This is a genomic window from Psychrobium sp. 1_MG-2023 (genome assembly GCF_030689115.1).
Taxonomy (GTDB): Bacteria; Pseudomonadota; Gammaproteobacteria; order Enterobacterales; family Psychrobiaceae; genus Psychrobium.
In genome coordinates, this window is the sequence record NZ_JAUYVJ010000008.1 from 32,624 (window position 1) to 54,591 (window position 21,968).

Genomic DNA, 21,968 nt, shown 5'->3' on the forward strand with positions numbered 1-21,968 from the left:
AACACTTTAGGGCTACTTCGAAGTAACATCCCCCAAACGCGGTTCAAAAACTTGCCGCTCAAAGTCTTCAATAAGCATAGGCTTACCAAACAAATATCCTTGCCCCAGGTCGCAACCTAACTTAACTAACGCCTCCAACTGCTCAGCGGTTTCTACGCCTTCCGCTAATACTTTTAGTTTCAGCGCGTGCCCCATTGATACAGCAGCGGCCACCAACTTAGCATCAGCCTCATCAAGACAAATATCATCAACAAAGTCTTTATCTATTTTCAACGTATCAAATGGGTACTTCCTCAAATAACTCAATGATGAATAACCCGTACCAAAGTCATCCATCGCAATACTAATCCCAAGATCATTTAAACCATGAAGTGTTGATGAAACATCACCGTAGCCACTAATTAATACCCCCTCGGTGATCTCAAGCTCTATCGCACTAGATGGCAAATTAACTTGTGTTAGCAAGGTCTGAACTTCTTTAAGTAACAAGCCTTCTCTAAATTGAAGTGGAGAAACATTGATTGATACGCGCAAGTGTTCAAAGCCTTGGCTGCGCCACCTCGCCAATGCTGCTGATGCAGTTCTTAAAACGAAAGAACCTATGTCTACAATAAGACCCGTTTGCTCAGCAATTGGAATAAACTCATCTGGAGTCACATTACCTAATACTGAATTATTCCAACGCAATAACGCTTCGGCTCCGATCACATCGAGTGTATTTAAGTCGACCAGTGGTTGATAGCACAAAAACAATTCATTCTGTGCTAGTGCTAAGCGGAGTTGTTCTTCAATTAATACACGTCTTGCTATGTCCAAGTTCATTTGCTCGGTGTAAAAATTGTAAGTATTACGCCCTAACTCTTTAGAGTGATACATTGCAGAATCAGCTTGTCTTAATAACTCCTGTGGGTTTTGACTATCATCAGGGAAAATAGCAATGCCAATGCTAATTGTTGATACAAACTCTCGTCCACTTATAACAAAAGGAGTCCTAAATTGTTCTAATAGTTTATCTGCAATAATTGAAAGTTGACTCGGTTCCCCTTCAACATGGACTAAAATAATGAACTCATCTCCACCTAAGCGCCCAACGACATCGCTTTCTCGCACTGCATTTTGTAAGCGACAAGACGCCTCAACTAATAACTCATCGCCAGCCGAGTGTCCGAGCGTATCATTCACTTTCTTAAAGTCATCAAAATCTAAAAATAACACGGCGAGTTTGTGGTTAAGACGCTTGGCCTCAGCTAGCATATGCCTTAAACGATCAAGCGCAAGAAAACGGTTTGGTAAGCCTGTTAAGTTATCAAAATGAGCCTGCTGAACAATTTTTAACTCTTGTTCCTTTTGTTGAGTGATATCCTGCTTAACCGTCAAATAGTGATTAATATTCCCATTGCTACTGAAAATTGGAGTGACATTGACAAGTTGCCATAATGATTCGCTATTAGCCTGTTTTATCTCAAGTTCTCCCTGCCATTGCTTACCTTGAGCTACTGTCTTCCAAATACCTTCATAACCATCCTCAAAGCCCTCATGGGCACTTAACAGTGAAGAACGCCCGCCAATCGCTACCAGTTCATTACCTTCAGCTCCATCACTCTCAGCAATAAAAGCTTGATTAACATATTCAATAAACCCCTCTTTATCCGTAATCATCACAGAAATGGGACTTTGTTCTAACGCTTGAGTTAACACAATGGCTCGCTCCTCTGCGAGCTTTTGGGCCGTTAAATCAATATCGATACAATATAATTCAACTTCATTATTTAAATTACGAATTAAGACACGAGTTGAAAAAACATTAATGTGCTGCTGCTGAGCATTTTGACGAACCACTTCCTCGGCAGCCCCTGCACTTCCCTGATCAAACCACTGTTTCATTCGCAGAGTCTCTGTTTTCACATAACTCTCAGGAACAATAAGTGATTCAAGCGTATTTCCGATGGCTTGTTGAGAGCTATAACCGTAAAGCGTTTCACTGGCATCATTCCAAAAGATAACCTCGTGTTCTTTATCATAGCCCTGAACCGCAATTTTAGGCATCGATTCACACAAATGCCTAAAGCGTGTTTCACTCTCTTTCAAGACCTGTTGAGACTGCTGCCGTTCCGTAATATCTCTAATAAAAACAAAGAATTTACCACCATTATTGGGCCAGTACGTGGCATTAACTTCAACAAAATATGTGCTGCCATCTTTTCGTCTGTGCTGGGTTGTAAAACGCTGTTCGGCGCCAGCCATGATATAATCAATAATCCCGCTAAGTTCTTGCTCGTTATAACTCGCGTCTAATTCATTAATACTCATTGTCAGTAGTTCGTCACTGCTATACCCAGACATCTGACAATAAGCCGCATTAGTGTCTGTAATATCGCCATCAATAGAGAGCACCCAAAAACCATCAATAGCCGTGTGAATAATACTTCGATGGACGAGTTCACTTTCTTTAATTCGTTCTGCGTCTTGATGCTTAGAGGTAATATCTCTACTAATGCCCACTAAGCCAAAGACTTCACCGTTTTCGGTTCGTAGTGGTGTTTTCACTGTATCTAATAACACTTTGCGACTATCAGGGTATTCTACCCATTCTTCATTTGATTGAGTCCCCCCTGCCGCCAACATCAAACGATCTTTTTCTCGAAAGAAATCAGCTAACTCCGGATCAAAGAGATCATGATCTGTTTTCTTTATTAAAAAGTCTTCGCTGTGACCGATAAATCCCTCAAACGCTTTATTACAGCCAATGTATTCACTTTCTGAGGTTTTATAAAAAATTAAGTCTGGAATACTATCGATTAAGCTTTTTAAAATCCCTTTTTCGCGCGCAAGCAATCGTTTGTTCTCAGCGAGTTCAGCGGCATCATTTCTGCGCTCTTGTTGGCGTTTTAACAGCATACCAATGAGTGTAGAGGCTAATGGGAAGATAACTAACAGTGTAGGAGCTATAGAAGCGATGATCTGATAACGCACCGCTTCAGGCATTAAAAACATACACAGCAATACATTAAGTTCAATGACAACACTAAAAAGGTAAAGTGATTTCCAATTAATGTGTTTTATAGAGGGCAAGCACCATTGTTTCGCGATTAAGCCTAATAACCCGCTCGATAAAATAACCCACGATCCTACATACGCACCTCCGCCGCCTTGGTAGAAACGCATTGCAACTGCCATGGTTATCGCAATTAGGGTAGGAACGAGGCCAAAATAAAGAGCACAAAGACTGATTAAAACCCATCGGCTATCGAAGAATACACCCGGTCGCAACTCCCAAGGAGTAAGCATGACTGAGATAGCAATGACCCCAACAAAAAGTCCGGTCGCTAAATCACGCCATTGCTGTTGTTTAATGTTAGCCAGACTAAACGCATCATAAATCACGGTTAACGCTAACAGAAGTACCACATTATTAAGTAGGGCAGCAAAACTATCCATTATCTACCTATGAGAACTGATGAAGAGTTAAAACGTCAGCAAGCTCCTATATTATATTAGGAGTTAACTATTAATCTTAATCATAATGCAACATGCGTAAAAAAAAAAATGATCTAGGATAATTGTATTGAAAGTTATAGTGATGGGTGACTATACATTAGCAGTATAGCCACCAGAAAGCTGCCACTAAGCTGGCTTATGTTTGATATTAAATAAAATAGCATAAACCACAGGTATCACCGCCAACGTAAACACTGTCGAGAACAGTAAACCACCAATAATTGAGATAGCCATCGGCTCCCAAAATTCACCACCCCCTAAATACAAAGGGATCAAACCAAATATCGTCGTTGCAGTGGTTAATATTATTGGACGCATCCGTTTTTGTGCCGCTTCAACTATTGCCCTTGCAGGATCGCTAGGCAGTTGTTCTTGCTCGATCTTGATACGCTCTAATAGCACAATAGCATTGTTGATTACGATACCTGCAAGGGAAATGATACCTAGCAATGTCATAAACCCAAAGAACGATTGACCAATTAGTAAACCCGCAACAACTCCAATCACTCCTAAAGGAATAGTTAAAAGGATAATCAATGATTTACGCATCGAATTAAACTGAGCAACCAATAATAAAATAATGATAAAACCAGCAATCGGTAACTTATCAGCAATTGATTGATTAGCTTTTCCTGAGGATTCAAACTCACCACCCAACTCAAAGCTATAACCTAATGGCCACTTCTGTTGCTCTTGCTCAAGCCACGGCACGAGTTGCTCCAGCGCTTGCATTGCAGTAACAGAGCTATCAATTTGTGCACCGACAGTGACGGTTTTCAAACGATCACGACGTAATATCTTCGCAGGCTCCCATATCACTTTAATATCTGCAACTTGGGTTAAAGGCACCGAACTGCCAGACGCCTGCGAATAAACGGCTAACGCTTCAAGCTTACCGATATCTTGCCTATCAGCAGCATTAGTTCGCATAGTAACAGGGATCACTAAATCCCCATCACGGTATTGAGTTAACTCCAGCCCAGATAAACCCGTTTGCAATGATATGGCTATATCTTTACTCGAGACTCCAGCACGGCGGGCACGGGTTTGATCGATATCGACTTGAAGCTTTTTAATTGGCAGGCCCCAGTTATCACTAATCGCTTTTAAACCACTAACCATAGCCATTTGCTGCTTCACCTGATCAACAATTGCAAATATTTTGGTTGAGTCAGACCCCTTAATTCGAACTTCAACAGGATTAGCTATTGGCGCACCATTTTCAATCTTTCTTAATTTCACCAGCAAGTCAGGAAAGTTATTAAAAGTGTAAGCTTCTAATTGCTCCATCACTTGATCGATTTCATGCTGCGAAGTCAAATTAATCACAAAAAGTGCATAGTTTGAGCTGCTTGGTTTCGGGCTATGCGTCAATAGAAAACGTGGGCCACCATTACCGATATAATTAACCCAATTAATGACACCCGCTTGCCCCGCTTCCTTAATTTGTAGCTCATCCGCTATATAGCGCTCAATTTGCTGCGAAATCGACTCCGTTGTCTCAATGGTTGTACCCATTGGCATCTCTATTTCCATTTTAAAAAATGCACGGTCAGATGGTGGAAAGAAAATCTTAGGCACAAAGTTAATCGCCCAAATAGCCACTACAAATAAACAGACCGTTACTCCAACCGTTAACCAACGAAAACGGATCAAACCATACAATGCGCTGCGGTATGTCGAATAAATGGGTGTATCAAAAGACTGTTGCTGCTTTTTCACTTTCATGAAATAAACACACAACATAGGGATCACCGTCATCGACAAAATCCATGAACATAATAAGGTAATGGTCACTACTTTAAATAATGAAGCCGTATACTCACCCGTTGATGACTCTGCTAAAAAGATTGGTAAAAAAGCAGCGGCTGTCGTTAACGATGATGTTAGGAGTGGAACTTTCAACTCATCCGCACTTTCAACCGCAGCATCTATAGGCTTTTTACCATTTTCCATCTGCACCATGATGCTCTCAGACATGACAATGCCATTATCCACCAGCATACCTAACGCGATAATTAATGCGGCTAATGAAATCTGATCAATACCAATATTAAATACTGACATCACTAAAATTCCAAACACCATGCTTGATGGAATCAAGACAGCAACGATTAACCCTGTACGTAAGCCTAAGCTAAACAGCATCACGATAGTCACAATCAATACGGCTTGAATTAAGTTACTCGAGAAATCATCAACCTTTGCTTCAACATCTTTTGGTAAAAAAGAAATTAATTCAAATTCAACACCAATTGGGTAAATGCTATTGAAACGCTCAAGCGATTCAGTCACCTGTTGACCCAACAAAATATTGTTGCCCCCTTCTCGCATCGCAACAGCAATCGATAATCCACGCTCACCCGTTAGGCTGACTTTACTTTGCGCAGGATCAACATAGCTACGGCTAACGGTGACCAGATCACTTAAATAATGTACACGATCGCTACCAGGAATTTGGATAATAGTTTTTCTAATATCATCAATCGTTTCAAAGTTACCCGTAGGTTCTAAAGCAATTTTTTCCGAACCTAAATTAATTGAACCGCCAGGAATAACAATATTACGACTGGCTAACTGATCACTTAACTGCCCTGGCGAAATGCCTAACTCTGCCAACTGTGCATTATTATATTCAATAAAAATACGCTCTTCTTGCTCACCAAAAATATCAACTTTGGCACTTTCAGATAAGCGTAATAGGTCATCTTTTACGAAATCCGCGACCTCTTTCATTTCACGGTAACTATACCCTTCAGCCGTTAGGCCTAAAACAATGCCAAACACATCACCAAATTCATCGTTAATGATTGGTGTTTGCGCTTCACTAGGTAAACTGCTTTGTACCCCTTCAACTTTACGGCGTAATTTATCCCAAATTGGACGTAATTCGGTATAACTTTCTTTTACGTTAGCACTAATGATGGACACACCAGTTCGAGATTCGCTGTTGACGAAATCTAACTCAGGAAGCTCTTGAATTGCTTTTTCCAACTTATCTGTGACTAACAGTTCAACACGTTCAGGGCTAGCACCGGGGAAGTAAGTAATAACTTGCGCGGTACGGATAATAAACCCGGGATCATAGTCCTTCGGCATTTCTTTAAATGAACTCATGCCCAAAAACAAGATAACCAACAGCAACAATAATGTGGTCCGGTTATTAGTGATCGCTAAGCGAGTAATATTCATTTATCTATTCCCTGCTTAAAATTTCACTAAAAGGCCGTTTGAGACTTTACTCATACCAGCAGTAATCACAGCATCACCTTCAGCTAAGCCAGTATAAACTTCGATGCCCAAAGGCGTAATATCACCGATGGTAACGATTTTTTTACTCACCTTACCAACCCCTTCTGACTGACGAGATACAACATAAACATAGTGGTTGTTGTTATCCTTTAAAACCGTGTTTGCAGGTAGATAAAAACTCGGTTCAGTCGCATCAGGAATATTTATCTGAGCTAATACCGTGGCCGTCATCCCCGGCAAGATAGAATGCTCTTTGACCGCCGCCATAGTAAAAGTAACTTCATAAGTCTTGGTTTGCTCATCAGCTAAGGTCGCAACTTCGCTAAAGGTAAGTGGAAACCTCTTACCTTCAATCGAATTAAATGCAGCATAAACCTGCCCTTGATTTGTATCTTTGCGCAAGCGAATCATCATGCTTTCAGGAATATTAACGATCAGTTTTACTTGACTAATATCGTGTAAACGAACAATTGCTGACTTTGCACTAATTTCTTGATAGCGTTCAGTGTATTTTTTGGCAATCACACCAGAAAAAGAAGCGTGAAGAGTGGTATAAGCTAAATTATTCTTAGCACTATCAAGCTGGGCTTGAGCCCCATTAAACGCCGCTCTTAATTGTTCAAATTCTGCTTTTGAAATATAACTAGTTTTAATCAATTGCTTGGCGCGATCAAAATCCGACTTTGCCTTATCAAACGATGATTGGGCTGATTTTAATTGAATAGCAATATCAGTATCGTTCAATTTAGCAATAACCTGCCCTTGCTTAACAAAGTCACCTTGTTTAACCAAAAACTCAGATAATTCACCTGATACCTTAAACGACAAGTCTGCTTTACGCGCAGCATCAACAACGGCGGTGAATTCATATTCACGGGCATTATCAAACGACTCTAATACCACTGTTTTCACAGGTCGTAGTGGCGGTTGTGCGTCTTGAATTTTTTCCTGTTGACCACACCCAGCTACAGTGACTGCGCAAAAGGTTGCAGCACATAATGCTTGAGCGAATTTTCCATACTTATTCATGGTAAGCCTTTTCTATTTCTATGTGTTCTAGGGGTTAGCCTTAATAATCTAAGGCTGTTCACGCACTTCAACTAAACGAGCAACAAAACTAGTCGCCCAAGCATCTAACAACTGCTTGACAGCCGTAAGGTTATCTTGACCGTCATTGGCTAGGGTAGCATCAACATATTTGGTTGCCATCACCGCAAAAATCCGCTCCTTCTTAATTCCTTTAAGAAACTCCATCTCTACTGAAACCTTGGTAATAACGTCTTTTTTGTCCGTCATTTTCAAATAAGCAGCGTTACCAGCATTTAAGACAATCCGAAATGGAATTAAATCCGTTGGAGCCAGCTCTGGTTCATCAAAACGTACCCCTGAAAAGGCCCCTCGTATTGTTAACGTATCACGACGCGCAAACTTGACTAAACGGTAATTGTTAGCGCTTAATTTCTCACGCATAACCTGGTCAAAGTAGATAGATAGTTCAGCCAGTTGCTTCGGATTAAACGTAGTATTCGGCCCTGGCGTGAGCCACATTTCAAATGGTACTAATTTGATATCTTTGACTTTAGCAATAGTGTCACGCCCAAAGCCTGGCGCTCGATACACCTTGGCATAATCATGCTCTTTTGAGTCAACAAAACCGTCATAATTCTTTAAAAAGCCTGACTTAGCTTGATTTGTAGTCGAAGCACAGCCTCCCAACAAGAAAAAGGTACTGATAACAATAAAAGTTAATAATGTTGAATGTCTCATCGATTTTCCATTTCATACATTTAGGTAACGGTGCTAGCTAGCAACGCTACAATAAAATAAAACTAGTAAAACAATAACGCTATACTTGAGTAAAGTATTCAAGTATAGCGTTATTAAGTAAATAAAAGGTAGTTAAACGTAACTCATCAAGTGTATTTATTTTGCTTTATCTACCATTGGTTTACCAATGGCCGATAACGTTTTCGATTGTTGCTTGTCAAGCTTATGAATCGTTTTAATAAAACACTTAAATTGTGGCTGTTCAGTGGTTGAAACCGAATCGAACTTCGCACTCAACATTGAGCTCATTCCTTGATGCAATATGATACTATGTGAAAATGTTAAATCAGGGCAATAGCCATTAACTTGCAGTAAATATTTTTGCTTAGGTGATGTTGAAATAATTAAGTAATCATCCGTTAGTGACTGCCAACTATTAAACCTAAAACCTTTAATTTTATCTAAGCTTTCAAGTTTATTTTCTACAATAAACTGTGCGTATTGAGCATTTTTCTCAGACGTTGATAAACTAGGTTGATTGGCACAACCAACTATCATTAACACTACCAATACTGTTATTACTTTATTCATTACCACTCCAAAAATCTCATCTTTAACACTGAATTAATTAACGCTATTTAACCTTGCCTGATGACAAAAGTCACTAGGTCATTTTCCATGAACCATCCGCTTGTAGACACGCTGTACCGTAAGCCGATTCAGTCTTACCACCAACAATGATTTGCTGTTGAAACTCGCGACAAGTAAGTCCTGCGCTATTTGTACCTTCCTTCGTTGTCATTACATAACCTGAAGAGTCTTTTGTGTGCCAATCAATTTTCTCACCAACTTTAGCGTTCGTTGCGGTAATTTGCGCTGCTTCATGTTCACGCTGAGCTTGCTCATTCAGGTTATCTAATAACTTTAAAGTAATTGCAGTAAACGTTAACCACTTCCAAGCATCATTATCGGTATGGTAATGACCGTAACCTATATAAGCATGACCGTGAGGCCTAATAATCACAATATTACGAAAACTGCGATGTCGTGGAGCGACAATCACTTTATGACCTCGGTGGGGAATGGCACGATGCTTCACATCACGATGATCATACCGAGCCTCTTGGCGGTTGTCTTGACGGCGCTCACCACTATTATGAGCAAGCGCTACCTGACTTACCATTACAGACACACATAATATCATCATCACTTTAATTATATATTTCATCACCTAGCTCCTTTATTTAACAGTAAATATATCGAATAGAGAGAGTCTCTACTCGCTTTGTGAGTGTATGATGTCAAATCCATAAAATAACTACGCCACAATTTATGCCAAACGTTGTGCTAAATGCGACAACTTAATAGAATTCCTTGTATACTGAACAAGAAAACTAATCAAAACCAATTTATTCAATAAGTTAAATAAATTATGAGCCAAACTACATTGTCTACAATCCCAAAACTTTTAATCCAAGTACTTGAGGTGAATGAGATCGATGCTAGAGCCGTTTTTAAACAAGCCGGCATTGAGTTTGATTCAATAGATGATAAAAATCACCGCATCCCAATGGAGGATATGGCCACGTTATGGCAGCATTGTGTCAAAGCAACGAATAACCCTGAATTAGGACTTATCGCTGCTTCTTTATTTCATCCAGCTTATTTAAAGGGGGTTGGCATGGCTTGGATGGCAAGCGCCAATCTCGAACAGGGTTTACGCCGTTTTATTGAAAATAGTCAACTTATCAATACGGCAATGCAAATAGAATTACTCGAAAAACAAGATGAATTAGTCATCCAATACTCTCCACCACAAAGTAGACAGCGTGTTAGCCCTCACCCATGTGCGATTCAGCTTGGTGTAGGATTTTTCTTAAAAATGTTTCGTCTAGCAGCATCCAAAAATATTCCAGCGACTGCCGTATACTTTACGTTTGATATAACTGACTCATTACCTGCTTATGAAGAATTTTTTCAATGTAAGATATACCCAAACAGTACAATGAACGGCATCGCATTCTCCAAATCATTACTAAGTGAGCTCCTTCCAACCTATGATGCAGAGTTGGTTGAGTTAAACGAAATAGCGATAAAGAACTATCTAAAAACGATGAAACAAAGTCAGGTGTGTGTTGAGGTGGTTAATATTATTACCGAGCGATTAGACAAGGAAAGTGTTACAGAGGAAGCCGTGGCTTACCGAATGAATATGAGTAAACGCACTCTACAAAGAAAATTAAATGCTGAAAGCGCGTCTTTTCTAGGCTTATTGACCTCAGTGAGAGTTTCACTGGCTAAACAACACCTAACAACAACCAGTGCGAGTGTCACCGAAATAGCTTATTTACTCGGTTACAGCTCGCCAAGTACTTTTGCTCGTGCTTTTAAACAAAAAACCAACCGCTCTCCCAATGAGTATCGTCAGCAAAACACATAGCCTATTATGATTTAGCTAACTCAATCCGGTCTCTGCCATTCTCTTTGGCTAAATACATCGCCTTGTCAGCGCTGTGTAATAACTCATCAAACGAATTACAACCATCAACTAGCGTTGCCACTCCGATACTGATCGTTACTGAAATATTATGCGTGTCGGTATGGAACCGATTAATCCTCAATGAACTCTGGATACGACTTGCGTTTTCTTCAGCCCCTGCGATATCACAGTGAGGTAATAAAATGATAAACTCTTCCCCGCCATATCGACCCAAAAAGTCTACCTCACGAATTTCTTTTTTACAGACACGACATAAGTGTTGTAGTAATTGGTCTCCAACTAAGTGCCCGTAATTATCATTAACTTGTTTAAAATAATCACAATCCAAGAGCAAAATCGATAATGACGATTGGTGTCGCCGAGCACGATTAAATTCCATCACTCCACGTTCAAACAATGCTCGTCGATTGGCAACGCCTGTCAACTGGTCGGTATTAGATAATTGCTTTAATACTTCTGTCCGTTGTTCAACAAGCTCTTGTAATTTATCCCTTGATACTGTGGTTTTATTTAATAGCTCACTCATGTGATTAAATTTTTCGGCGAACAACGCAAACTCTTCCGTCTTATATGATAGTTCGACCTTGGCGACCTGACCGATGTTTATCTCATTAATACCTCGCTGTATATCTGCTATTGAGGTTTTTAATAGTCGGTTAATTATCAGTACCGCCCACATCAAGCCTGCAACACCAAAAGTAAGCACGACTGCATTTATGAATAACTGTTGGGTTGTCACTTCTTCAATATCGTTACTCACAATACTAGCGAGATGTTGTGAATCCTCTTTAATCGACTCCACTTGAATTAATAAGCGCTCAATCAGGTGCTCTTTAACAACCTGTGTTATATCACCTTCATCAAGCGCTATTAATTGTTGGTATAAAATTAACATACTGCGATTTTGGCTAACAATACTGTTATGTAAAGAGAGCATGTTAGGAGACAGAGCAGGTGGTGAATTTAAAATTAATGAAAAGTTATTATGGTTCTGAACCCAAAAATGCGGTTGAGCGCGAAAGGACGGCAGCTTATTAGTAAATATGTTATGTGCTAATAGATTTACACTCGTATTCACTTGCTGCGAATAACTAAAGCGCTCTAGGGCGAGATTCACTGATTGCCAAGAAAGCAATAAGCTTGTAATAATAAATACAAAGAATACACAAGCACTAATGATTAATAAATATAACCGTTTCGTTAGCCCCATTATTTATAAGTACCTTGTATTATATTAATAATTTAATCCATTAATGCTGTATTGTGACGGCTTGTGGGTTTATTTTCGCTAGTACCTTAGTCTCAATATGCAAACCAAAATTAGGCGCGACTTTAACGTCGACTAACCCAGACTCTATGGCCCATACTGCTTGAGACTCTAAGCTTAAAATCAAAGAACGATTTAAGCTCAATTTAAAAATATAGTCTTGCCAAACCCAATCAATAAAATCTTGAGTTAAACTTAAGCGTTCCATCACAATTTGCTTGGCATGTTCTGGTTCGCTAGCTATGTACTGAATCGCTCTGTCTAAAGCATTTAAAATACACGCCGCATCGGATTGACGCTGGCTATCATGGAGTTTCAGTGACAATAAATTGAACGTTAATGAATATAGGTTTTTTGTATTCATCGCCTTGATTTGTTGAGGTTGTAAACTTATTGACTGATAAGCATAGGGTTCCCAAGGTACTATGGCATCAACATCGTTGTTATTCAGCGCCGACACTAATGCATTGGGGGCGTAATCAATAACGTCAACGTCACTGACTTTAATCCCCCTCATCGCAAGATAAGTACTTAATAAATACTCTCCTGCGGCCCCCTTTGTCACTCCAATTTTTTTGTTGATTAAGTCTTTTCCTGTCACTATGCCGCTAGTGCGCAATGCCAAAATTTTCACATCATTATCTGATTGTACAAAAGTAGCCAAGTTAACAAATTCTGTTCCCTTTAAGGCCTGGAACATCATTACCGAATCTGAACTAGTGGCAAAGTCCGCTTGCCCTTCGAGGACTTTTTTAAACGAATTATTACCTCCAACAGTATCATCAATAACAACATTACCGCATAACTTATCAAAATAGCCCAACTTCTGTGCGACATAAAACGGACTTGAGAGCGGGGTTTTGGAGACCGCAATGACGACTTCTTTTGATGTATTAGGCGTCGTATTTTGTTCACTACAAGCAACCAGAAAACAACCCGAAATTAGCCACATGTAGCGCACTAAAATATTTACATTTAACAACTCATCAACCTTCTGAATAGACTCCGCATCTACAGTATAGCCAACTTAACCACAACAATGGTCAAATAAGCAGCAGATTAACCTGATGTAAATCATAAAAGCTGTCGATAGACGTGCATTATTAAAGAGCTCAAGAAGAACTAATTAATTCCAAGAAACCATTAACTCCGAGTGATTAAATTTTACCTCTGCGGTATATCTACTATAATTTAGCCATCCCAATAAGTGTTTACCTAATCAGTAATAAGTTATATAGCTTGGGTTATTAAGAACGCTAGATTTTTGACCTTTATTAGGTTAGCATCATATAAAAATATCATTAGCATTAAAGTCGTATCTATATGAAAATAAGAACTATATTCATTACGCTCTATGCGGTGCTTTTATCTGCACCGTTGTTAGCACAGAACCAAAATATAAAGTTTAGTGGCTTTGGTACACTGGGTGTTATTTACTCTGATTCTGACTTATACGGCTATAGAAAAGATGTTGGTAGTCAAGATGGAGCGTTTTCTGGCTCATTAGACTTTAAAACAGATTCACTATTAGGCTTACAAGTCGATGCGGCAATCTCCGATGATATTGATTTTATCGGGCAGACCATTTTAAAAGAAGTCACCAAGCCTAGCTTTGACCGTTTTCTAACCTTAGCATTCATTCGCTACCAAGCGTCCCCACAATGGACCTTTAGAATTGGCCGAACAGCTCCCGATCTATTCTTGCTCACTGAATTCAGAGATGTCGATTTCGCCTATACTTGGGCAACCCCTCCAAATGAAGTCTATGGAATAATCCCCTATCGCAGTATCGATGGCGCCGATGTCACTTATACACATCGCCTTAATAATGGGACCTTAAAGACCAAGCTCTTTACGGGAATGGCTGATGCAGAAATATCCTCGAAATCAGTAACCGAAACAATAAAAATCAAAGATGTCTTAGGGTTATCATTATCTTACGATAAGTTTAACTGGGCGTTGAACGCTAATTTCAGTCAAGTCACCTTTGCTAATGAGGCAAACTCAAATAAAGCTATTGCAACTCAGGTTGCTCTTATGCCCGAATTCATTTGGCCAAACAGTATCGCTACCAGTGAGGAGTTATTGATTAAAGGTGCAAAAAGTAATTACGCATCTGTGAGTGGCCGTTATGATTGGGATAACTGGCGTTTTACCGCTGAGTTTTCACGCATTGATGCCAAAGTAAAACTGATTCCTACCATCTCTAGTATGTACGCCGGTCTAACATACCAGCATGATGAACATAGTTTCTTTATGCTTTACAGCTCAACTAGCTCTAACGCATTTGATATCAGCGATGACAATGTCAATATTGCACTAATTCCAGAGTTATATATGGCTTTTACTGACGCAGTCAATTTTTACGCATCTAACCAAGATACCAGTTCTATTGGTTGGCGTTGGAACTTAAGTAATAATATTGCTTCGACATTGCAATTTAATGTAACCAACATCAATGAGCATGGCGGCACTTTATGGGTAAAAAAAGCACAGGATAGTTCCGCAGAGACTGTTCATACAACAATGTTTAATGTGAGCTTTGTGTTTTAATGAAAAAATTACTTATCACCTCAATCATTTTTGCATTCGTTCTGGCTGTACCTGCACACGCAGAGCAACTAGTTGTTGTCGTTAATAAAAACAACCCTATTGAAAAAATGAATCACTCGGAAGTGATTGACTTATTCATGGGGAAATATGTTGTTTTTCCTGATGGTAATAAAGCCACACCAGTTGAATTAAATAATAAATCAGAGATCAAAAAAGCTTTTTATTCAGAACTCGTGGGTATGTCACTAGCCCGAATAAATGCGTACTGGTCAAGATTAAAGTTTACTGGGCGTGCAAGAGCCGCTATTGAACAACCCAATCAAGAGAGCTTATTAACATACATGAGTAATGATACGTCGGCGATCTCATACCTTCCTCGATCACAAGTAACAGCAAACTTAAAAGTTGTATACGAATTAAATGAATAAAAGTGGACTCGTTTTACGTTTAGCGATTGTTATTATTTTTACTGCAGCAGCAGTAGGACTTATATCGACCCAACTTTTTTACAGCATCAACTACAAAAATAATTTAGCAGACGGTTATCAATCCATTGAACAACTGCATAAAACAGTTTCTGCGACAGCATCGATAGCCACATACCTTGAAGATAGTGAGCTGGCGAACGAAGTTATCAATGGGCTAACATCCAATGATATTATTAATGGGGCGGCAATCAACACCTCAAAGCTTAACATCAGCTCTAAAGGGTATACTGATAATGAAAATGTCGTCTCCTTTAGGCTCTTTTCCCCATTTGAACAGGATAGAGAAGTTGGCCGTTTGTCGATTATGCCTAATTTAACGCATATCAGAGACCAAGCGGATGCCATTAGTTTTGATAATGCAGTTGCCCTCACGATCGAGGTTACCATTATCAGTATTATCACTATTTTGGTTGCTTTTTTTGTTATTACTCGTCCAATACTTGGCATTGGTAAATCGTTACATAATACCGTTCCAGGTACAGATCAACGGATTAAAACCCCAGAAAACCATCAACAAAGTGAGTTAGGTGTTTTAGTCAATGATATAAATAAGTTACTAGAAAAAACTGAAGAGCAGTTTTTTAATGAGCGCAGCTTACGTAATGAAGTTGAGGTGTTAGAGAATCGTTTTCGAATGTTATTTGAAAACGCGACAAACCCGATTGCTCTTGTTGAATCAAGCGGGAACATTTTACTATATAATCAATCATTTAGGGAACTTCTAACCAAGTTAGGTTTACCACTAAAGAAAAGTTATGGCCCCTACCTTCAAGACTTATTCGCAGATAAGAAACTTTTGGCACTCACCGTAAAAAGTGCCTTTTCCAATGAAGAAGTGGCGACGGGAGAGTTTGAGCTAAAAGCCAAAAACTCTGATAAGAGCTTTTGGGTTCAGGCCGTCATTACCGCGACGGTTAGCAAAGACTTTAAAGAATATAATCAGGTAACACTGCACGACATTTCAAAGCGTAAACAGCAAATTGATCGACTCTCTCATAAAGCTAATTACGACAAATTAACGCAATTATTTAACCGCCAAGCAGCTGAATATCAGTTAACACAGTTAATAAACGATGGGACGCCATTTGCCATCATCTTACTTGATCTTAACGGTTTTAAGCCGATTAATGATATTTATGGACACGATGCTGGAGACGAAATATTGACCCATGTCGCTAGTCAGATAGTTAAATCATTACGTAAAGAGGACATTGCTTCACGCTGGGGGGGCGATGAGTTTGTGGTTGTACTACCCAATGTTACATCAAATGAAGACATTAAAGGAATCTGCAAGAAGCTAAAGCAGCACATTGAAAAACAACATTATTTATCAAACGCCAATAAGAGTGTTAGTGTTGGTGCTAGTATGGGGGTGGCTGCCTTCCCTGACGATCAAACGACGCTAGAAGCATTAATCAGAAGTGCAGACCAAGCAATGTATCGAGCTAAAACTAAAAAAAGTGCTGAGCATTACGTTTCGTTTAGCGATGAAGATACTCCATCTGAGCAAGATTAGCCTGATGAATAAGCAATTAGCTCAATTCTTTATTAAGTCATCAACATTCTTCAGCTCTATACAACGAGTTAATCAACTCAGATTAGTCATGAAGCTGCTCTTTATCGCACTTTCATTATTAGCTATTCGCAGCTTCAGTGCCGATGTTATTACTCCTAGCGCATACGCTCTAACCGCTTCTCTGGTTGTTGTGATTGGCTTGTATTATCTCATTACGCCCGATACAACCAATATTATTACCGCCATGCTGCTGTGGGGCTTAATTATCTTAACGGTCTATATCTTATGGAATAATAGCGGACTCTATAATTCTGCCATCATTGTTCTGCCTTGCCTGATGGTTATTTCAGTCATGCTAACCAGTCGGCTTATATATATTCCTATGTTGTTATTTATCATTGCAACGCTAGTATTTTTATCCTATGCAAAAACCGTTGGTTTAATTACCCCCGTGTTACAAACCGACGATGGCTCCTATTGGGCAAGATCTATCGATATGTCGGTGATTATTATATTTTTCACTCTCAATGCAATGTTTTTTGCAAATGACTTTCAACTATTATTGCGAAAAATAACAAAAAAAAATAAAACACTTGCAAACGAGCTAGCTAATGCAAGACAGCGGGGTAACTACGATCAATTAACCGAACTGCCAAATGAACAACTGTGCAATGAGAACCTTTCAGGCCTAATAGCACAAGCCTCAGCAAGTGGTGACGATTTAGCGTTTATTACATTAGATATTCACCATTTACGCTCAATTAACAATACTTTTGGCCATAGTGTTGGCAACCAGTTACTTGTTGAGATCGCCAAACGTCTTAGGACTCTTGAAACTGCTAGTACTAGTGTTTACCACTTTCAAGGAAATGAATTTGTTATTTTAAAAGAGTGTCATGACCATCAAGAAGCCATTGGTATAACCGAACAAATCTTTCAAGCAATCACTCTGCCCTTCAGAATCTCAGAGTACGATATCGAAGTTTCAGGGGCCATCGGCGTGGCTACAGCACCTTTTGACGGCAGTGATCTAGACACGTTACGTAAGAAATCACACATTGCACTTTATAACGTAAGCAGTGACTTGGGCTATCAATTCTTCGAACAAGAAATGGCTAGCATTGCCGCAGCTCGCTACCAATTAGCCAAGGCTTTAAAACAAGCAATTAAGAACCAAGAGTTTGAACTGTATTATCAACCTAAAGTGGACCTAACAGATGGAGACGTCATTGGTGCAGAAGCATTAATCCGTTGGAATAGACCCGACTTCGGCATGGTTTCACCTGATGTGTTTATTACTTTGGCTGAAGAGTCTGGGCTCATCACAGAGATTACTCGATGGATCAGCCTTGAAGCAACGAAAGCTTGCAAGGAATGGCACAACCTCGGCTTCCCACACTTAAGTATCGCTATCAACCTTTCTGTCAGCGACTTTAAGCGAGGCAACCTCCCACAACTAATATTTAAAGCTCTAAATCAAGCAGGCTTAGCCGCTCACTTTTTAGAACTGGAATTAACAGAGTCAATGTTAATCGATGATATCAACCATATTCAAACCCAAGTGCAAGAGTTACACAACAAGGGGATCTCTTTTGCTATTGACGACTTCGGCACTGGCTATTCAAATTTGGGTTATCTCACTAAATTTAATGTATCAACGCTAAAAATTGATCAATCTTTTGTACGCCAAGTTAATGAATCAGAACATGATTACCATATCATTAAAGCTATCATCCAAATGAGTGAAAGCCTAGGAATTATCAATGTTGCTGAAGGTATTGAAGATGAAAAGACAATGAACAAACTAGCGAATTTAAACTGTCAAATTGGGCAAGGTTATTTATGGTCAAAGCCATTACCAGCAGATCAGTTTATACAATTCTTAACAAGTACAACGACCAAAACCAGAATAAAAAAAATTAATTAATTTCAAATCACTTAATTCATACCAGTCTATCTATAACACTCTTTGTAGCTCTGTCGTCAAAGAGTGCGCAACAAAGCATACCTAAAAATGCAACGAAAAGTACCAACATAAACCTAAAGAAAACGTCCTTCCAACCGACAATGCTGCACCGCAACAAAAAAACTATTGACGATTAGTTTTTAGCCAACTATACTTACATCAAATCGAAATGCTGCACCGCAGCATAACTATAGGAAGCTTCATTATGTTTACACAATTAACTGAACAATTTAATACTGCAATTAAATCTTTCAACAATGCAGATCAAGTAACAACAGCTATGAAACCTTTCAATAGCCTGGTAGAAATGAATACTAAAACCGTTGAGCAACTGATTAATCAACAAACTGCATTAATGACTACAATCATGAACGACAGCGTAGCTCAATCTAAAGCGTTATCAGAGCAAACTGATTTTGCAGCGGCTATTGAGTCACAGAAAGTTTTCGTTGAAGCACTTCAAGAAAAAGTAACCGCTTCAACTAAAGAAGCCTATGATGTGGTCACTAAAACATCTGAAGAAGTCATTAGCTTAGTTCAAGGCACCGTGTCTGAAGCAAATGTTTTTGCTAAGTAATCGATGACTTAAAACAGGCCAAACTTAAGCTTGTTATTTAAAAGCCAGTATTTCGATACTGGCTTTTTGAGCCTGTAAATGTTTTTATATCGCTAATTTAAAGCGTCAATCATTAGGTATGTCATTACCATTTCCCTAATCGACACAAGATAGTCTTGATAAATAACAATTACTGTAAAATATCTAAGCACTTGAGGCTAAAACCCAATGCTTCTTATCCTTTGTAGAACGCTTAACTTTCCCCTCTTCAATCAACTGATTAAAGCACTTGGTAAAATCAGGGCGACGCAGTTTGGATTCACGCTCTAACTCAGCCCCTAACTTCGGCTCATTTAAAAGAGATAATATAACTTGAGCATCACCCGTTTCAGTAGTCATTTGAACGACATTATTAGCGGGAACAATTTGAAAAGGAGCAATGGCATTAACGCCATATAAGTTACATTGAAACTCAAAGGCGCTTACCAACGGGTTGTCTTTCGTGCAGATAAATAGCTCAACATTAGCTAACTCATTCTGTGACATTAACTCAAGGAACCTTGATAAATGGGCGATAATGTAAAAATCAGCTTGATTAGGGCCTGTTGTGTAACCAGATAGGCAGTGATAAAAAGAACGCTCACAGTAGCGCTTAATGCCTTCATTATTTGAAAAGACAAAGACCTTGTCGGTTATGGATGCAGAGAGCGGCTCAAGAGCCTTAAAGCCCAAGTTCTCAAAGTCGAAGTAATATACTTTCATATCGAATCCTTTCTCATGTTGCTGTCCCAATTGACTTAGTTAAACTTGTTTCAACGGGTATTACAATAGTAAAAATAGCTATTAATATATGTATATCCCATACGAGCTTATCGCACACATACTAAAAACCTTTATAAAACAATGCATAAGATAAATATAAGGTTACGATACTGCTATAACGTAGACCTCCCTGACCGACAGCAACGCTCAAACAAGAAATAACCAAAACATGTAAGTAGCACTAGCCTCAAGAACCACCAACCAAAGAGAACCCCCCAACAACTTTTAACCTACCATCGACAACATAAAAATCTATACTACTGCTCAAGTTTAACGAACAACTGAGCTTCAAAGAAACTAACAAATTCACGTGGTAAGGTATAGCGACGTTCAATAACGAAAGAGCAAGTAGTTAGAAAAGTTAACAAGGAGTCTTTATTAGCTTTTAATCAAAAACTAAAAAGCTCAAAAATAGCGCCGCGCTTACTAACAATATTATAGAACAGGAAATTTTTTATTTTTTAGTCTTCAATAAGCCGAATTTTTGGAGACTTTCTTCGAGCCGTTCCTTGCTCATTGCTTAGCGCAAATCACGAACACTGCTCAGTTTCACCTAGTTTAATACCCCACTTCGATTACAATTCGAATTGGGGTAATTTGGTATATTGCGTATCTAAAGAAAGGGAAAATACCGGAGAAAGACCAGAAGAGTAAACACTTAACATTGTTGGTTATGGTATAGATTAGGATCAAGTAGGATTTATATGCGCACATAATCCGCACATGGCTTTACCGGATATCGACAGGAAGTGGTATGAAAAGGAAAATTTTTAGAGGCATAAAAACAAGAAAACCCTGCACTAGGCAAGGTTCTTACACGAAATGGTACCGGTAGGCGGACTTGAACCGCCACTCCCGAAGGAAACGGATTTTGAATCCGTCATGTCTACCAATTCCATCATACCGGCATTTCATGTAGCACCAAGATAAGACTATCTCGGTATGGCTAAGCATTATACTCACGATGTTGATCTTGGCAAGTGGCTTAAGACAATAATAATGAATCATTTTCTCTATTATTGTTAAATGCTCAGCATTTAGTCAATTGACTATCACATTCCCAGCGCTTGATCCTTATTGTGCTATAACAAAGTGCGTGTACTTTTGATAAACTATGGCCAAAATTTATCAGTAAGGCTGTAAAACAATGACACATCAAGATCACGCTGACTTTTTAAGAGCCGGTTTTGGGCGCCGCCTTGGTGCACTTCTTTATGATTTCTTAGTTGCGATGGCAGTTTATGCAATTGCTCACTTTATTGGTTTTGCAGTTGTAACATTAGCGGCAAACTTAAACCCAACAGTCTGTGACGACGCCATGGATATTCAACGCTGTTTGATCACCAGTGATGTCTACTCGGGCTATTTAATTGCTGTAGTATGTTTCTTCTTTATTTGGTTTTGGACTCATGGCGGTCAAACAATTGGCATGCGAGCATGGCGTTTAAAAGTACAACGCATGGATGGCCGTTCTATTACAACCTTCCAAGCCATTATCCGTTTATGTACAAGCTTCTTTGGCTTAGGAAACATTTGGCTACTATCGAAAAACAGTGAAGGCATGAGTTTACCCGATCGCATGTCGGGATCTGAAATGGTGGTCTTAAGTCCAGAAGCGAATAAGATTCAAAATTGGACACGACTATAAGTAAACCGCAAACCCTTCTCTAACAGCCGAACCCTATGTTCGGCTGATATCTTTAAATCCATTAAATACTCTGCCATAAGTTGTTAGAGTACAACTCTTGTGCTAATCCTTAATAATAGACATTAAACTAAGGGC

General features: G+C 39.2%; 16 protein-coding genes and 1 tRNA gene. 7 read left to right on the plus strand and 10 right to left on the minus strand.

Annotated elements, in window-relative coordinates:
• Positions 1 to 12: 12 nt before the first annotated feature.
• The 6 genes from Q8W26_RS05830 to Q8W26_RS05855 all read right to left on the minus strand — a co-directional run bounded on the left by Q8W26_RS05830 (position 13) and on the right by Q8W26_RS05855 (position 9,745).
• Positions 13 to 3,438 carry an EAL domain-containing protein gene (locus Q8W26_RS05830; RefSeq protein WP_101214260.1) on the minus strand — a complete coding sequence of 1,142 codons (3,426 nt, stop codon included), beginning with the start codon at positions 3,436 to 3,438 and terminating at the stop codon, positions 13 to 15.
• A gap of 186 nt (positions 3,439 to 3,624) precedes the next feature.
• Positions 3,625 to 6,690: an efflux RND transporter permease subunit gene (locus Q8W26_RS05835; protein ID WP_101214261.1), complete on the minus strand. Its 3,066-nt coding sequence runs from the start codon at positions 6,688 to 6,690 to the stop codon at positions 3,625 to 3,627.
• A gap of 15 nt (positions 6,691 to 6,705) precedes the next feature.
• Positions 6,706 to 7,779 carry an efflux RND transporter periplasmic adaptor subunit gene (locus Q8W26_RS05840; RefSeq protein ID WP_101214262.1) on the minus strand — a complete coding sequence of 358 codons (1,074 nt, stop codon included), beginning with the start codon at positions 7,777 to 7,779 and terminating at the stop codon, positions 6,706 to 6,708.
• Positions 7,780 to 7,827: 48 nt separating this feature from the next.
• Positions 7,828 to 8,517 carry a DUF3313 domain-containing protein gene (locus Q8W26_RS05845; RefSeq protein WP_101214263.1) on the minus strand — a complete coding sequence of 230 codons (690 nt, stop codon included), beginning with the start codon at positions 8,515 to 8,517 and terminating at the stop codon, positions 7,828 to 7,830.
• Positions 8,518 to 8,673: 156 nt separating this feature from the next.
• Complete coding sequence (locus Q8W26_RS05850; RefSeq protein WP_101214264.1) at positions 8,674 to 9,108, minus strand: DUF6491 family protein; 435 nt, start codon at positions 9,106 to 9,108, stop codon at positions 8,674 to 8,676.
• A gap of 73 nt (positions 9,109 to 9,181) precedes the next feature.
• Positions 9,182 to 9,745 (minus strand): hypothetical protein, encoded by a 564-nt coding sequence (locus Q8W26_RS05855; RefSeq protein ID WP_101214265.1) that lies wholly within the window; start codon positions 9,743 to 9,745, stop codon positions 9,182 to 9,184.
• 204 nt (positions 9,746 to 9,949) lie between these two features.
• Here Q8W26_RS05855 and Q8W26_RS05860 point away from each other — a divergent pair, with 204 nt between their 5' ends.
• A complete protein-coding gene (locus Q8W26_RS05860) occupies positions 9,950 to 10,957 on the plus strand; it encodes an AraC family transcriptional regulator (RefSeq protein ID WP_101214266.1) in 1,008 nt (335 codons plus the stop codon).
• Between the two features lie 4 nt (positions 10,958 to 10,961).
• On the opposite strand, the gene Q8W26_RS05865 is transcribed toward Q8W26_RS05860, so the two are convergent.
• Entirely contained in the window at positions 10,962 to 12,227 is a 1,266-nt protein-coding gene (locus tag Q8W26_RS05865) for a GGDEF domain-containing protein (protein WP_101214267.1), read from the minus strand.
• A gap of 40 nt (positions 12,228 to 12,267) precedes the next feature.
• A complete protein-coding gene (locus Q8W26_RS05870) occupies positions 12,268 to 13,236 on the minus strand; it encodes an ABC transporter substrate-binding protein (RefSeq protein ID WP_153071490.1) in 969 nt (322 codons plus the stop codon).
• Positions 13,237 to 13,607: 371 nt separating this feature from the next.
• Between Q8W26_RS05870 and Q8W26_RS05875 the strand changes: the two genes are divergently transcribed.
• From Q8W26_RS05875 to phaP, 5 genes are all read left to right on the plus strand, one after another.
• Positions 13,608 to 14,837, plus strand: a complete 1,230-nt coding sequence (locus Q8W26_RS05875; protein ID WP_101214269.1) for a porin — start codon at positions 13,608 to 13,610, stop codon at positions 14,835 to 14,837.
• Positions 14,837 to 15,265 (plus strand): hypothetical protein, encoded by a 429-nt coding sequence (locus tag Q8W26_RS05880; protein WP_101214270.1) that lies wholly within the window; start codon positions 14,837 to 14,839, stop codon positions 15,263 to 15,265. The genes Q8W26_RS05875 and Q8W26_RS05880 overlap by 1 nt, the downstream gene beginning before the upstream one ends.
• Positions 15,258 to 16,841 carry a sensor domain-containing diguanylate cyclase gene (locus tag Q8W26_RS05885; RefSeq protein ID WP_101214271.1) on the plus strand — a complete coding sequence of 528 codons (1,584 nt, stop codon included), beginning with the start codon at positions 15,258 to 15,260 and terminating at the stop codon, positions 16,839 to 16,841. The genes Q8W26_RS05880 and Q8W26_RS05885 overlap by 8 nt, the downstream gene beginning before the upstream one ends.
• Before the next feature lie 4 nt (positions 16,842 to 16,845).
• A complete protein-coding gene (locus Q8W26_RS05890) occupies positions 16,846 to 18,768 on the plus strand; it encodes a bifunctional diguanylate cyclase/phosphodiesterase (protein WP_305472705.1) in 1,923 nt (640 codons plus the stop codon).
• A gap of 244 nt (positions 18,769 to 19,012) precedes the next feature.
• A complete protein-coding gene (phaP, locus tag Q8W26_RS05895; protein ID WP_101214273.1) occupies positions 19,013 to 19,384 on the plus strand; it encodes a TIGR01841 family phasin in 372 nt (123 codons plus the stop codon).
• A gap of 183 nt (positions 19,385 to 19,567) precedes the next feature.
• Here phaP and Q8W26_RS05900 read toward each other — a convergent pair whose 3' ends face one another.
• Positions 19,568 to 20,125 carry a hypothetical protein gene (locus Q8W26_RS05900; protein ID WP_101214274.1) on the minus strand — a complete coding sequence of 186 codons (558 nt, stop codon included), beginning with the start codon at positions 20,123 to 20,125 and terminating at the stop codon, positions 19,568 to 19,570.
• 883 nt (positions 20,126 to 21,008) lie between these two features.
• Positions 21,009 to 21,093 (minus strand) — tRNA-Leu (locus Q8W26_RS05905).
• A gap of 239 nt (positions 21,094 to 21,332) precedes the next feature.
• Here Q8W26_RS05905 and Q8W26_RS05910 point away from each other — a divergent pair.
• The gene (locus Q8W26_RS05910; protein WP_101214275.1) at positions 21,333 to 21,833 is read left to right on the plus strand and encodes an RDD family protein; all 501 of its coding nucleotides are present in this window, start codon (positions 21,333 to 21,335) and stop codon (positions 21,831 to 21,833) included.
• The last annotated feature ends 135 nt before the right edge of the window (positions 21,834 to 21,968 follow it).